12 protein-coding genes are annotated in these 12,689 nt (G+C 70.4%); 9 read left to right on the top strand and 3 right to left on the bottom strand.

What is annotated here, in order from left to right:
- Positions 1–18 precede the first annotated feature (18 nt).
- A complete protein-coding gene (locus MJ777_RS10270; protein WP_239310265.1) occupies positions 19–261 on the bottom strand; it encodes a hypothetical protein in 243 nt (80 codons plus the stop codon).
- Positions 262–533: 272 nt separating this feature from the next.
- Between MJ777_RS10270 and MJ777_RS10265 the strand changes: the two genes are divergently transcribed.
- The 3 genes from MJ777_RS10265 (at position 534) to argS (ending at position 4,226) form a co-directional block, all read left to right on the top strand.
- On the top strand, positions 534–794 hold the full coding sequence (locus MJ777_RS10265) for a hypothetical protein (RefSeq protein WP_308127808.1): 261 nt from the start codon (positions 534–536) through the stop codon (positions 792–794).
- Between the two features lie 13 nt (positions 795–807).
- Complete coding sequence (locus MJ777_RS10260; protein WP_239375526.1) at positions 808–2,322, top strand: bifunctional adenosylcobinamide kinase/adenosylcobinamide-phosphate guanylyltransferase; 1,515 nt, start codon at positions 808–810, stop codon at positions 2,320–2,322.
- 107 nt (positions 2,323–2,429) lie between these two features.
- Positions 2,430–4,226, top strand: coding sequence for an arginine--tRNA ligase (argS, locus tag MJ777_RS10255; protein ID WP_370651595.1), 1,797 nt, complete (start codon positions 2,430–2,432; stop codon positions 4,224–4,226).
- Between the two features lie 77 nt (positions 4,227–4,303).
- Here argS and MJ777_RS10250 read toward each other — a convergent pair whose 3' ends face one another.
- On the bottom strand, positions 4,304–4,531 hold the full coding sequence (locus tag MJ777_RS10250; protein WP_239375524.1) for a hypothetical protein: 228 nt from the start codon (positions 4,529–4,531) through the stop codon (positions 4,304–4,306).
- Positions 4,532–5,024: 493 nt separating this feature from the next.
- Here MJ777_RS10250 and MJ777_RS10245 point away from each other — a divergent pair, with 493 nt between their 5' ends.
- The 5 genes from MJ777_RS10245 to MJ777_RS10225 all read left to right on the top strand — a co-directional run bounded on the left by MJ777_RS10245 (position 5,025) and on the right by MJ777_RS10225 (position 9,619).
- The gene (locus MJ777_RS10245) at positions 5,025–6,815 is read left to right on the top strand and encodes a DUF5635 domain-containing protein (RefSeq protein ID WP_239375522.1); all 1,791 of its coding nucleotides are present in this window, start codon (positions 5,025–5,027) and stop codon (positions 6,813–6,815) included.
- 40 nt (positions 6,816–6,855) lie between these two features.
- Positions 6,856–7,128, top strand: a complete 273-nt coding sequence (locus tag MJ777_RS10240; protein ID WP_239310260.1) for a type II toxin-antitoxin system Phd/YefM family antitoxin — start codon at positions 6,856–6,858, stop codon at positions 7,126–7,128.
- Positions 7,119–7,559: a type II toxin-antitoxin system VapC family toxin gene (locus MJ777_RS10235; protein ID WP_308194823.1), complete on the top strand. Its 441-nt coding sequence runs from the start codon at positions 7,119–7,121 to the stop codon at positions 7,557–7,559. The genes MJ777_RS10240 and MJ777_RS10235 overlap by 10 nt, the downstream gene beginning before the upstream one ends.
- A gap of 98 nt (positions 7,560–7,657) precedes the next feature.
- On the top strand, positions 7,658–8,800 hold the full coding sequence (gene cobT, locus MJ777_RS10230; RefSeq protein WP_239375537.1) for a nicotinate-nucleotide--dimethylbenzimidazole phosphoribosyltransferase: 1,143 nt from the start codon (positions 7,658–7,660) through the stop codon (positions 8,798–8,800).
- A 3-nt stretch (positions 8,801–8,803) separates the two neighbouring features.
- Positions 8,804–9,619, top strand: coding sequence for an adenosylcobinamide-GDP ribazoletransferase (locus tag MJ777_RS10225; RefSeq protein ID WP_239310259.1), 816 nt, complete (start codon positions 8,804–8,806; stop codon positions 9,617–9,619).
- Positions 9,620–9,699: 80 nt separating this feature from the next.
- Here the strand turns inward: MJ777_RS10225 and gcvT are convergent, their stop codons facing one another.
- Complete coding sequence (gene gcvT, locus MJ777_RS10220) at positions 9,700–10,806, bottom strand: glycine cleavage system aminomethyltransferase GcvT (protein ID WP_239375520.1); 1,107 nt, start codon at positions 10,804–10,806, stop codon at positions 9,700–9,702.
- A gap of 166 nt (positions 10,807–10,972) precedes the next feature.
- Between gcvT and MJ777_RS10215 the strand changes: the two genes are divergently transcribed.
- Positions 10,973–12,589, top strand: a complete 1,617-nt coding sequence (locus MJ777_RS10215) for a leucyl aminopeptidase (protein WP_239375518.1) — start codon at positions 10,973–10,975, stop codon at positions 12,587–12,589.
- Positions 12,590–12,689: the final 100 nt, after the last annotated feature.

Below are 12,689 nucleotides of genomic sequence, written 5' to 3'. Positions count from 1 at the left end.
CCCCTATTGCCGGGCGCTCTAATCCACCGGACGAAGGCTCATCGGGCCGTAGACCTTGTGGCCGGCCTCCTGCAGCACCACCTGCTGGACGCCGGCCGCCAGCAGCTCCCGCCAGGTTTCCCCCAGCCAGGTCTCGGCATCGCTCTGCGTCGGGAACGGCTCTGACGACGACGGCTCTGGCAACGACGAGTCCGACAACGACGAGCCGGACAGGGCGGCCGCGCCACCGTCCTCGGTCTCAAAACGCCACACCCAGCTCACCGGGCGACCTCCCTGTTGTTCTGCCCATCTGCGTCATCCCGAACGGCAGGCACCCATCCAACACGCTCACGGCCGGAGAGCGCTGCGGCCATGACTCTATTTCGCGCGCTCGAAGGCCCGGAGAGCGCGTTTGAGATCGTCATTCCGGCTCGCCGCGCCCAGGCGCCGGAAGTGCTCCTGGCCTGATCGCCCTGCTTCTCCTCGCTACCGTGCGGCCAGCCCCATACGATCCGGCGGACGGGCAGACAGGTCGAAAAATGAGGAAGGAAGCCGTGATCACAGCTTCATACGGCATCACGACGGCGCTCGCTGGCGCGTCCACGCTCGCCGAGGCCGCCGAACCGCACAAGGGACCGCTGGAATGGTGGGCGGTCGGCCTGGTCACGATCGGCGCGATCCTGCTGCTCGGACTCGTCATCATGATCATGACGTTGGCCGACCGGAAGCGCCATCCGCACGCAGCCCCGCACACAGCCCCGCACGCGCACGCACGCCCACCGGCACAGGCGCAGGCGCAGAAGCCTTCGGCGTGAGGACGTCGCGCGCGTGCGGCTGAGGCTGCTCGGTACGGGCTCAGCCGATGGCTGGCCCAACCCGTGGTGCGAGTGCGCGTCGTGCCGCTGGGCACGCGAGCACGAAGTGCGCACCCAGACCGCGGTGCTCATCGACGAGCTCATGCTCATCGACTGCGGGCCAGACGTACCGCGCGCCGCAACCCGCTTCGGGGTGCGGCTCGCGGGCGTGCGTCATCTGCTGTTCAGCCACGCCCATCCCGACCACACCGGCCCGGCGGCCCTGCTGTGGCGGGAGTGGGCGACCGCGGCCGACCAGCCATTGGACGTTGTCGGGCCGCCCGCCTGCCTGGACGCCTGCCGTGCCTTCGTCGGTCCGTGGGACGGCCCGGCTGAGGGTTCGGCGGCGGAGAATCCGGCGGTCCAGGCGGCGGACAGCCCGGCCCCCAGCGGGTCCGGCGCGTTTCGGTTCCACCCGGTGGTCGCCGGCGGCGTGCTGGCGCTCGGCGGCTTCGAGATACGGCCAGTGGCGGCCAACCACGGGGGCGCGGTCATCGGGCCGGCGGTGCTCTACGACGTGACCGCCCCGGACGGCGGACGGGTGCTCTACGCGTGCGACACCGCGGCGCCGCTGCCACCGCGGACCCTGGACGCGCTCACCGGCCGGGCGTTCGACGCCGTGCTGATGGAGGAGAACAACGGCGACCGCCCGGGGTTCGGTGACCACCTGGGCCTGGCCAGCTTCGCGGATGTCCTCGCGCAGTTGCGCCAACACGGCGCCGTGGTGGGAACGACCCGGGTCCTCGCCGTCCATCTGAGCCACCGAAACCCCCCTGGGGACGCGCTCGCCCGGCGGCTGGCGCTGATGGGGGCCGAAGTGCATCCCGACGGTGCCGTGCTCGACATCATCCCGAACGCCAGCCCGAACGCTATCCCGGACACCAGCTCGACCGCCGCTTCGGACACCACCTCAGCCAGCGTGCCGGTCACTGCGCGCCACGGAACGCGCCGCACGCGGTCGGCCTCCGGGCTGCCCCGGCCGTACCGCGTCCTGGTCACCGGGGGTGCCCGGTCCGGCAAGTCCGCGGAGGCCGAGCGCCGCCTGGCCGCCTGGCCGGACGTGGTGTACGTCGCTACCGCGGGACCGGTCGCGCCGGGCGACACCGAGTGGGCGGCGCGGGTGCACGCCCACACCATCCGCCGGCCGCGGCACTGGACGACGGTGGAGACCGCTGAGCTGACGCCGCTGCTGAGCACCGACGGCCCGCCGCTGCTCGTCGACTGCCTCACCCTGTGGCTGACCGCCCATCTCGACGACGATCCCGTGGACGGCGGCTGGCCCGCCCGCGTCGACACACTGGTCGCGGCCTGGCGTGACACCCGGCGCCACGTGGTCGCGGTGACCAACGAGGTCGGCTCGGGCATCGTCCCCACGAGCGCGGTCGGACGCCGCTTCCGCGACGCCCTGGGCCGGCTCAACGCGGCGGTCGCGGCCGAGTCCGACGAGGTCTGGCACGTCGTCGCCGGCATCCCCGCCCGCCTGCGCTGACCCGCGCTCAGCACCCGCCGTGAGCACCCGCCGGGAGCTGAGGATCGACCTGGAAGAATGGAGGAACTCGAAGAAACGTGCGGGAGAAGGCGTGGGAGGTTGTGGGCTTGAACGAGCACGAGGTGCCGTCGCTGCGCAGGCAGGTCGAGACCGCCGTCTCCGACGCGATCAGCCAGGCGCTGCCTGAGCTGGCGGGAGCCGACCCGGTGGTCCGGCGCTCCGAGCACGCGGACTTCCAGGCCAACGCGGCCCTCGCACTCGCCAAACGCGCCCGGCGCAAACCTGCCGACCTGGCCGCTTCCGTGGCCGACGCCCTGCGCCGCGACATCGGTACCGACACCGACACGGATGCCGACACGGGTACCCCGGTTGCCTCCGTCACCGTCTCCGGGCCGGGATTCATCAACCTGGTCGCGTCCGACACCGCGCTGTGGCGCCAGGTGGCGGCACGGCTGGCAAGTCGCCATCTCGGGGTGGGAACACCGCAGCAGGGCCGTCGGACGGTCGTCGACTACTCCGGTCCGAACATCGCCAAGGAGATGCACGTCGGTCACCTCCGGACGACGATCATCGGTGACTGCCTGTCCCGGGTACTCGGCTTCCTCGGCGCGGAGGTGCTCCGCCAGAACCATCTCGGGGACTGGGGCACCCAGTTCGGGATGCTCATCGAGTATCTCGACGAGCATCCCGACGTCGCGTGGCACCACGACGAGCTCTCCGACGGCACGTCGACCGTCTCCGCGCTCAACACCCTGTACCGGGCCGCCCGGGCCGTGTTCGACGCCGATCCCGACTTCGCCGACCGGGCCCGGCGTCGCGTTGTCGCGTTGCAGGCCGGTGACGAGGCGTCCGTCACCCGCTGGCGGGAGATCGTCGCCGAGTCGGAGTTCGCGTTCAGCGAGATCTACCAGCGGCTCGGTGTGCTTCTCACCGCCGCCGACTCGGCGGGCGAATCGTTCTACAACCCGTGGTTGCCCGAAGTGGTCGGCGAACTCACCCAGGCCGGCATCGCCGTGGAAAGCGACGGCGCGCTGTGTGTGTTCTCCGCCGAGATCACCGGCCCGGACGGCGAACCGGTACCGCTCATGGTCCGTAAGACCGACGGCGGCTTCGGATACGACACCACCGACCTCGCGACGATCCGCTACCGCATCCGCGACCTCAAGGCCGACCGGATTCTCTATGTCGTCGACGCCCGTCAGGCCCTGCACTTCCAGCTCATCTTCGAAGCCGCCCGCCGCGCCGGCTGGCTCACCGACGACGCCGACGTCACACACGTCTCCTACGGGACGGTGCTCGGCCCCGACGGGCGGCCTTTCAAAACCCGCTCGGGCGACACCGTCAAACTGATGGACCTGCTCGACACCGCCGTTGGGAGGGCCCGGGAAGTCGTCACCGAGAAAGCCCACGATCTCGACCCGGCCGAACTCGACCAGATCGCCGAGCAGGCGGGCATCGGCGCCGTCAAATACGCGGACCTGTCGACATCCCGCACCAAGGACTACACCTTCGACGTCGACCGCATGGTGTCCTTCTCCGGCAACACCGGTGTGTACCTCCAGTATGCGCACACGCGGATCTGTTCCATTCTTCGCAAAGCTGGCGACGCATCCGCACCGGTCGACACGACGCTCGCGCCGCATCCCGCCGAACGCGCGCTGATACTCGCGCTGGACGCCTTCGGCGACACGCTCACCGAGGTCGGCCAGACGCTCGAGCCCCACCGGCTCTGCGGCTATCTCTACGACCTGGCGAAGGCCTTCACCGACTTCTACGAAGCCTGCCCCGTCCTGTCCGTGGCGCAGCCGACGCGCGGTAATCGCGTCGCACTGTGCCGGCTCAGCGCCGAGACGCTGCGCCGTGGCCTGAACCTCCTCGGTATCGCCGCGCCGGAACGCATGTGATCCCCATGCCCCGGCGCCGAGGCCGCCGGAGGGTCACCCGCGCGCGGGTGACCACTTCGACGACGCCCTCGCTCACATCAGGACCATGCCAGCACTATCGATCCCTGTTCCCTGGAAAAACGGGTGCGGTGAACGGTTTCGCCCGCCCCGACAATGCGGCGCCGATGCGGTTGGCCAATTCGTTTGAGGCCGCGACGGCGCTGGGCGACCGAATGGATGGCGGAGACGGCTAGATTGCGATCCCCCACGACGATGTTTCCCTGCACCTGGCCATCGACCTCGATGCGCGGACCGGGGCTGGCCATCCTGGCCTCCCTCGATTCATACAACGGGATGGACAGACCGGTCGATGGCGTCCCCGTCGTGTCATTCGCCCCGACCGTGACAATCAGTCGTACTCGGGACAGAGTACGCGCTGGCATGAATAGTCGATCGGACTCCAGTAGCGGTCGCCCAAGTATGCGGAAAGTGGCGCGCAGACTGACGCCAACGGTCCGCTACCGCGAGCCGAAAGCCATATCACAACGGGTTTGTGGACAGGCTGGCCGCGAGCCCTCCGGGCCGAGGGAACAAGAAGATGTCAGCTGCATTCGCGTCAACCAGCGCCGCGAAGCCTCGGAAGCTCCCGGCCTGGCCCATGCCTTCCGGCGTGGCATAACGATCAATTTACTGATCATCAAGCAGCGCACGAAGGTCCCGGAGAGCATCACCGGTAACACTCACTCGCATAGCCTCCAGCCCTACCAGTACTGGTTTAGGATCCTCGTAAAGGCGTACTGACCAGCGGGAGGCGCGGACGTGTCGTTGTTCGACACACACGGTGATCTTGTAGAGGCTCGCGCTCGGCTACGGTCTCAGGTCGACGAGATCCTTGCCGCGCTGGAGTCCGGCCGGCTCCCGCGCCCGCACGAGCGAGAGCAGGTGGATCTCAAGGAGGAAGCCGGACGACGTGATCGTCGTGGTGGCGTCCTCCCCGGTGAGCGCCAGAATCCCCAGGCGGTGGAGCAGCTGGCACGCGAGGTGCCGTGCATGGCCAACACACCGGGTGGCGGTGCGCTCATCGTCGGCGTGGACGACTCCGGCCGTGTTCTCGGCACCGAGCTGGACGTCGAATGGCTCCGCCACAGGATCTTCGAGCGCGTTGACATCGCTCCTGCCGTCGAACAGCGGCTCGTGCGGGGTGAACGGCTCCTGGTCCTCTATGTTGCCGAGACTCGCGAGCCGGTCGAGGACCCGGAAAACAAGATCCGATGGCGGGTCGGCGATCACTGTGTTCCGGTGGACCGGTCCGAGTGGTGGCTCCGCAGGCAGGAGCGGGCCGGGCTGGACGTGATGGCCGCAGTGACCGGCCGGACGATCGCGGACGTCGCCCTGGGCGCCCTTGTGACGGCCCGCCGTTATCTCATCAGCGGCAACGACGACGAAACGGCCGACACCACCGACACCGAACTGCTCGGGCGCCTCGGCGTCCTGCGCCCGGACGGCGCACTCACCCAGGCCGGCGTGCTGGCCTTCTGCCCGGCGCCACGGACGCTCATCGAACTGACCCGCTTCGACGTCCCCGGCGGTGATGTTCTCAACCCGCCGACCGATCTTTCGGGACTGGCCCTCGTCGAACAGCTCGCCGCGGTTGAAAGCGATCTCCTGGCATTCAACGTCGCGACCACCGTCCACCGCGGGTTCGCCGAGATCCCCGTCCGGCAGATCCCGCCTCGTTCGGTGCGTGAGGCCCTGCTCAACGGGCTCGTGCACCGCGACTGGATGCGTCCGGATCCGATCACCGTGATCTGGTTCGACCACGACCATGTTCTCGAGGTGGAAAGCCCGGGCGGCTTTGCCGGCGGCGTGTCCCAGGACACCGTGCTCTCCCGCAGGTACGCCCGCTACCCGGCGCTCTCCGATCTCTTCCGCGCGCTGCGGCTGGTGGAGAAGCAGGGGGTCGGTGTCGACCGCATGTACCGGGAAATGATCTCGTTTGGCCACCGGCCCCCGCGGATCGTCGAGGTGGCCGGGCCTGCGGTTCGGACCCGCCTGGCGGGTGGGGCGCCGGTCGTGCCGGTGATGTCGCTGATGGAGTCGGTCCAACCCGCCGCACGCCGCCGTGACGTGCGAATCGCCGTGATCTTCTACGAACTGCTGCACCGGCCGTTCCTCACCCTCGACAGCGCAGCGCGCGCCCTGCAGACCGACGCGGACGACGCGCGGAGCGCGCTTGAGACCGCCTGCGCCACCCGCATCGACGACGACGTGCTCGTCGAGCCGTACAAGGACGTCTGGATGCTGTCCGCGGCCGTGTTCCGTCGGCTGGACAACGACCAGGGCACCAACGACCAGGGCACCGCGGGGGCGCTGATCGGACGCGGCCTGCTGCCCTACCGCCGGCCCAACCAGACCAACAGCCCGGACGTCGTCCAGGCCTGGCTTGCCGCCCACGACCGCATCACCAGCGGTGACTACGCGACCCTGACCGGCCTCACCCAGACCGGCGCGAACCGTGCGCTCGACCGCTTCGTCCCGGATCTGCTCGTCCGCGGCTCCACCACCGGCCGCAACGCCCACTACATCGCCGTGCCGACACGTTCTCGATGAAGCGGAACCCGCGCACACCCAAGGTGCTACCATGTAGAACATGGTGCAGGTGGGAGTGCGGGAGCTCAAGCAGAACGCCAGTCAGGTACTGGCCCGGGTGAAGGCCGGAGAGACGGTCGAGGTCACCGAACGCGGAACGGCCGTTGCGATCATCACTCCGTACGAATCGATCTCGAGCTACGAGCGTCTTGTCGACTCCGGCGACCTGCTACCCGGCGGGCAGGGCATTCTGGGCATCGAGCCGGTGACTATGAGCACCGGCGTCCGGTTGTCGGATGAGCTCGCCGCTCTGCGTGATGAGGACTGGAGATAGTTCTGATCTACCTCGACACCAGTGCACTGACCAAGCTCGTTGTCGCAGAGGAGGAGACCTCGGACCTACGGGCTTGGCTCGCCGAGCACACGAACCGGCGACTGGTCAGCAGCGCGCTGGTACGCACCGAGCTACGACGCGCGGTTCTTCGCGTCGCTGACCGTCCTGATGTCAGTCGGACGGAGGCGCAGGCCGCAGCTGGAGCGGCAACGGCACTTCTCCGAGAACTCGACCAAATCAGGTTGAGCTACCCGTTGTTGGACCGAGCCGGTCTGCAACCACCGACGCGCCTACGCAGCCTTGACGCAATTCACCTTGTCACCGCCGCTGCCCTCGGCCCGGATCTGCACACCATGGTTGCCTACGACCACCGCCTCCTCGACGCTGCTCGCGACATCGGCATAGCGGTCGCCGCCCCCGGCATGCTGTAGCGCCGGATCGGAGCGCAACGAGTGGCCGACGCGGTAGCCGGGATCGTCCATCAGGTAGGAAAGACGCTGTGCAGACTCCAGACCTCGACAGCGACGCCATGGACGCAGCCCGGCAGCGACAGCGAGCACTGACCAAACCACCGGGCGCGCTCGGGCGCCTTGAGGAGGTCTCGGTCTGGCTTGCCGGCGCGCAGGGAACCTGCCCGCCACGGCCGTTCCAGCGCGTCCGGGCCATCGTCATCGCCGGTGACCACGGCGTCGCCCGGTCGGGTGTCTCCGCGTTCCCCCCGGAAGTCACCGCTCAGATGGTGGCGAACTTCGCCACCGGTGGCGCCGCCGTGAACATCCTGGCCCGCACGGTCGGTGCCTCCGTGCGAGTGGTGGACGTCAGTGTGGACACCGACGAGCCGAGCGGGCCGGGCGGAGTGGACGGGACCGCTCCGGCCGGGCGTTACCGGATCCGCCGCGGCAGCGGGCGGATCGACATCGAGGACGCCCTGACCGCGGACGAGGTCTCGCGCGCGCTCGACATCGGCCGCACGATTGTCGACGAGGAGGTGGATGCCGGCGCTGACCTGCTCGTCCCGGGCGAAATGGGCATCGGGAACACCACTGCCTCCGCGGCGATCGTCGCCACCCTGCTCGACCGTGAACCAATCGACGTGGTCGGGCGCGGGACCGGTATCGACGATGCCCGGTGGATGATCAAAACAGCCGCGATCCGGGACGCGATGCGCCGCGGCCGGCCGTTCGCCGCCGACCCGCCGGCCCTGCTCCGGGTGATCGGCGGCGCGGACCTCGCCGTGCTCGTCGGCCTGTTGGCCCAGGCCGCCGTCCGCCGCACCCCGGTGGTGCTCGACGGTGTCGTCATCTGCGCCGCCGCGCTGGTCGCCGAAGCCCACGCGCCAGGGTCGAAGGCATGGTGGATCGCTGGCACACGGTCGACCGAGCCCGCGCAGCACCTCACGCTCGAGTCACTCGGCTTCGATCCTCTGCTGGACCTCGGCCTGCGGCTCGGTGAGGGCACCGGTGCGCTACTCGCCGTCACCCTGCTGATGGCCGCGCAGGCGACACTTGCCGAGATGGCCACGTTCGACCAGGCCGGGGTCAGCGACAAGACGGGAACGCTCGCCGCCGCGGGCGACGGCCCCACCGCAGGTCGCGAGCCCACCGCCGGCAGCGAGCCCACCGCTGGCAGCGAGCCCACTGCGGGTCACGAGCCCACCGCGACCGCCACCTGAGCGGTGCCGATTCGAACGATCTTCTCCCTGCTGTCCGTACTGCCCGTACGCGGGCCGGTCGCCATCGACCGGCGCGCCATGGGACGCGCCATGGCGATCGCGCCGCTGGTCGGCCTCGTCCTCGGTGTTGTCACCGCCCTGGCCGTGGTCAGCATGAGGATCGTCACGAAGACGCCCGGCCAGCCGCCGGAGACCCTGCTCCCGGCCGCCGTGGGGATCGCCACGCTGACCTTGCTGACCCGGGGCCTGCACCTGGACGGGCTCGCTGACGTGGCCGACGGGTTCGGCGCCGGCCGGGAACGCGCCCTGGCCGCGATGCGCGACTCCCGGCTCGGCGCCTTCGGCACGCTGGCCCTGGTGTTCGCGGTGCTCATCCAGGTCAGCGCGCTGTCCCTGACGATCAGTGAACACCGGGGCACGGTGTCGATCGTGGTGGCCGCCATGACCGGGCGGCTCGCGGCGACACTCGCCTGCGTCCGCGCGCCGGCGGCGCACCCGACCGGGCTCGGCGCTCTCGTCGCCCGCTCGGTACAGCCGTGGCAAGCAGCCTGCTCCGCCGCCGCGGTGGTTGTCCTCGCGGCCTTGGCCGGACGCTTCGACATCGACGGCGGGGATGCCGGCCGCGCGGTCCACGCGGTGACCGCCGTCGCCGCCGGGACGGCCGCGGGCTGGCTGCTGCGGCGCTTCCTGGTTCGCTACCTCGGCGGTATCACCGGGGATGTGCTCGGCGCCCTCATCGAGGTCACGGCGACGGTCACGCTGATGTTCATGACCCTGAACATCCCCGCGGGCCCGCGGATCCACCTCGGTCTGCGCTAGTGGTCGCCGCCGTGGGAACGCTCGTTCGCAAGACGGGGCTCACCTCGGCGCCATGGCCGCGGGCGCGGGCCGCGCCCGGCTCACCGAGGGGAGGCCGGGACGAACGGCGGCCGCACAACCGCCATCGTCGACAGCCGGCCGCGCACGTCCACCTGGACGGTGTCGCCCTCGCCGACGGTGCGGTCGATCAGGGCGAGCCCGATACCTGTCCGCAGCGTCGGCGAGAACGTCCCGGTGGTGACCTCGCCCACGGGCGCCCCCGCTGGGCCGTACACCGTCATGTGCGGCCGTGGAATGCCCCGGTCGGTGGCGCGCAGCCCCCACAGCAGCCGCGCCGGGCCGGTGGCGCGCTCCGCCAGCAGCGCATCCCGGCCCCAGAACCGCTGCTTGCCCCAGCCCACCGCCCAATCCACCCGGGCCTGCACCGGAGTGATCGATGTCGACAGGTCCTGGCCGTGCAGCGGATAGCCCATCTCGGTCCGCAGGGTGTCGCGGGCGCCGAGCCCACAGGGCAGGGCTCCGAGCGGGGCGCCCGCGGCGGTCAGCGCGTCCCACAGCGCGGGCGTGTCCGCCCACCGGGACACGAGCTCGAAACCATGTTCACCGGTGTAGCCCGACCGGCACACGATCACCTCTGTACCGGCAGCCGGCCAGCTGGCCCGGACGAAACTCATGTAGGCCCCGCTGGTGGGCAGGCCCAGCAACGACATCAGCTCCGCCGAGCGCGGGCCCTGCACAGCGACTATCCCGAAGGCCGTGTGCAGATTGTCGACGGCCACGCCGGGCGGTGCGGCGGCGGCGAGCCGGCGGACGACGTCCACGGTGTTGGCCGCATTGGGGACGAGAAAGACCTCGGAGTCGGCGTACAGGTACGCAATAAGATCGTCGGCCACACCGCCGCTCTCCTCATCGCAGCACAACGTGTACTGGGCCCGGCCGGGAGCGATCCGAGAGAGATCATTGGTAAGAACGGAGTTCACGAAAGCCGCCGCTCCCGGGCCGTGTACCCGGGCCTTGCCGAGGTGGCTGACGTCGAAGATCCCGACGGCCGACCGGACCGCCGCGTGTTCCTTCAGGACGCCCCCGCGGGGATACTCGATGGGCATCTCCCAGCCGCCGAAGTCGGCCAGCTTGGCGCCCAGCGCCATGTGCCGATCGTGCAGCGCCGACCGCGACAGTTCGCCCATGCTCGCAGGCTAGTCCTGTCTTCCGCACGTGCGTGCGGAAGACAGGACTAGCCCCGCGCCCCGCCCGCGGCACGGTGCGGGGCCCCGGCCTCGCGGACGGGGCGTCCGGCGGGGCAGCGTCCCCTGCTGTGACAGCCTCTCCCGCGGTGTTCCGTAGTCTCTCGGCATGACCGTGACTGCCGTGACGACATCATCCGTGCTGGACCTCGACACCGACGCGCTGGTGATAGGTATCGCGGCGAGCGCGGACGGGCCGATGCCGCTGGGTGGTGCCGAAACGCTGGACGCGGCCCTCGGCGGCCGCCTCGCCCAGGTGCTGGCCAGCCTCGGCGCGACCGGAAAGGCAGGTGACCTCGTCCGTTTCGCCACGCTCGGCATCCTGCCCTTCCCCACCGTGGTCGCGGTCGGCCTCGGGCCAGCCGGGCCGGCCGCCGGTGACCGTGATCGCGCTGGCGGCGGGATCGACGTCGACCACGAGACGCTGCGCAGAGCATCGGGCGCCGCGACGCGGGCGCTGGCCGGCACCGCCCGCGTCGCGACCACCCTCGCCCTGGCCGCCGGCCCGCCCGGAACAGGCCAGCTACGGGCGGTCGCCGAAGGTGCGCTGCTCGGCGCCTACTCCTTCGACACCTTCCGGGCTGCTTCCCTGGGCGACCGGCGTCCTCCGGTCCAGGAGATCACGCTCGTCGTGGACGGCCCGTCCGAGGCCGCCGCCCAGGACGCCGTGCGCCGGGCCGCCGTGTCCGTGGACGCCGTCGCGCTGGCCCGGGATCTCGTCAACACACCGCCTGGGCACCTGCCGCCCGCGGAATTCGCCGAGATCGCGGCCCGGCGGGCCACCGAGGCCGGTGTGGCCGTCGCGGTACTCGACGAGAAGGCGCTGGCCGACGGCGAGTTCGGCGGGATCCTCGGGGTCGGCCAGGGATCGGTGAACCCGCCGAGGCTGGTCCATCTCAGCTGGCGGCCCGCTGGTACGGACCCGGCCAGCCCGCCCGCGCTGACCTTCGTCGGCAAGGGAATCACCTTCGACTCCGGCGGCCTGTCCCTGAAACCCGCGAGCGCGATGGAGTGGATGAAGACCGACATGGCCGGCGCGGCCAGCGTGCTCGCCGCTGTCATCGCCGCCGCCCGGCTGAACCTGGCGGTCAGCGTCAGCGCATGGATACCGCTGGCCGAGAACATGCCGTCCGGGGAGGCGATCCGGCCGGGCGACGTCCTCACCCTGCGAGGCGGCACCCGGGTCGAGGTTCTCAACACCGATGCCGAGGGACGGCTGGTGCTCGGTGACGCCATCGCCCGTGCCGCGCAGGACTCCCCCGACCTCATTGTGACCGTCGCGACGCTCACCGGTGCGCAGATCGTGGCGCTGGGCCAGCGCACCAGCGGTGTGATGGGCCGTGACGACGCGGTGGGACAAGTCGTCGCCGCGGCCCGCGCCGCCGGTGAGGCGGTGTGGCCGATGCCGCTGCCGCCGGAGCTGCGCAAGGTGCTCGAGTCGGCCATCGCGGACCTTGCCAACATCGGCAGCGGCAACCGGGATGGCGGCATGCTGGTGGCCGCGCAGTTCCTGAGCGCCTTCGTGCCCGATCACATGCCGTGGGCACATATCGATATGGCCGGGCCGGCCTGGAACGCGGGCGAACCATACGGTCACACCCCGAAGGGCGGTACCGGTGTGATAGTACGAACCCTGCTCCAGCTGGCCGAGAACATCTCCGCGGCGAACATCTCCGCGGCGCCAGCGCCCCACGCCGAGCCGGGCGAACAAACTACCAGCGAGTAGCGAGCGACGAACGGAAGTGGCGCGGAAGAATACCCGGCGTCATGGGCCACAGTTGCCGGGACGTGCGATGCATCCGTCCCGTGGCATGAAAGACTGAACC

It is taken from the genome of Protofrankia sp. Cj5, from assembly GCF_917627405.1.
GTDB lineage: Bacteria > Actinomycetota > Actinomycetes > Frankiales > Frankiaceae > Protofrankia.
Note: the sequence above shows the minus strand (reverse complement) of the source record. Positions and strands in the feature narration are given on the sequence as shown.

Excerpts from the sequence above, each read along its gene's own strand:
- cobT (WP_239375537.1), top strand. The coding sequence starts at position 7,658 with ATGGACGCAGCCCGGCAGCGACAGCGAGCACTGACCAAACCACCGGGC.
- gcvT (WP_239375520.1), bottom strand. The coding sequence starts at position 10,806 with ATGGGCGAACTGTCGCGGTCGGCGCTGCACGATCGGCACATGGCGCTG.
- MJ777_RS10250 (WP_239375524.1), bottom strand. The coding sequence starts at position 4,531 with ATGGCCAGCCCCGGTCCGCGCATCGAGGTCGATGGCCAGGTGCAGGGA.
- MJ777_RS10240 (WP_239310260.1), top strand. The coding sequence starts at position 6,856 with ATGGTGCAGGTGGGAGTGCGGGAGCTCAAGCAGAACGCCAGTCAGGTA.
- MJ777_RS10215 (WP_239375518.1), top strand. The coding sequence starts at position 10,973 with ATGACCGTGACTGCCGTGACGACATCATCCGTGCTGGACCTCGACACC.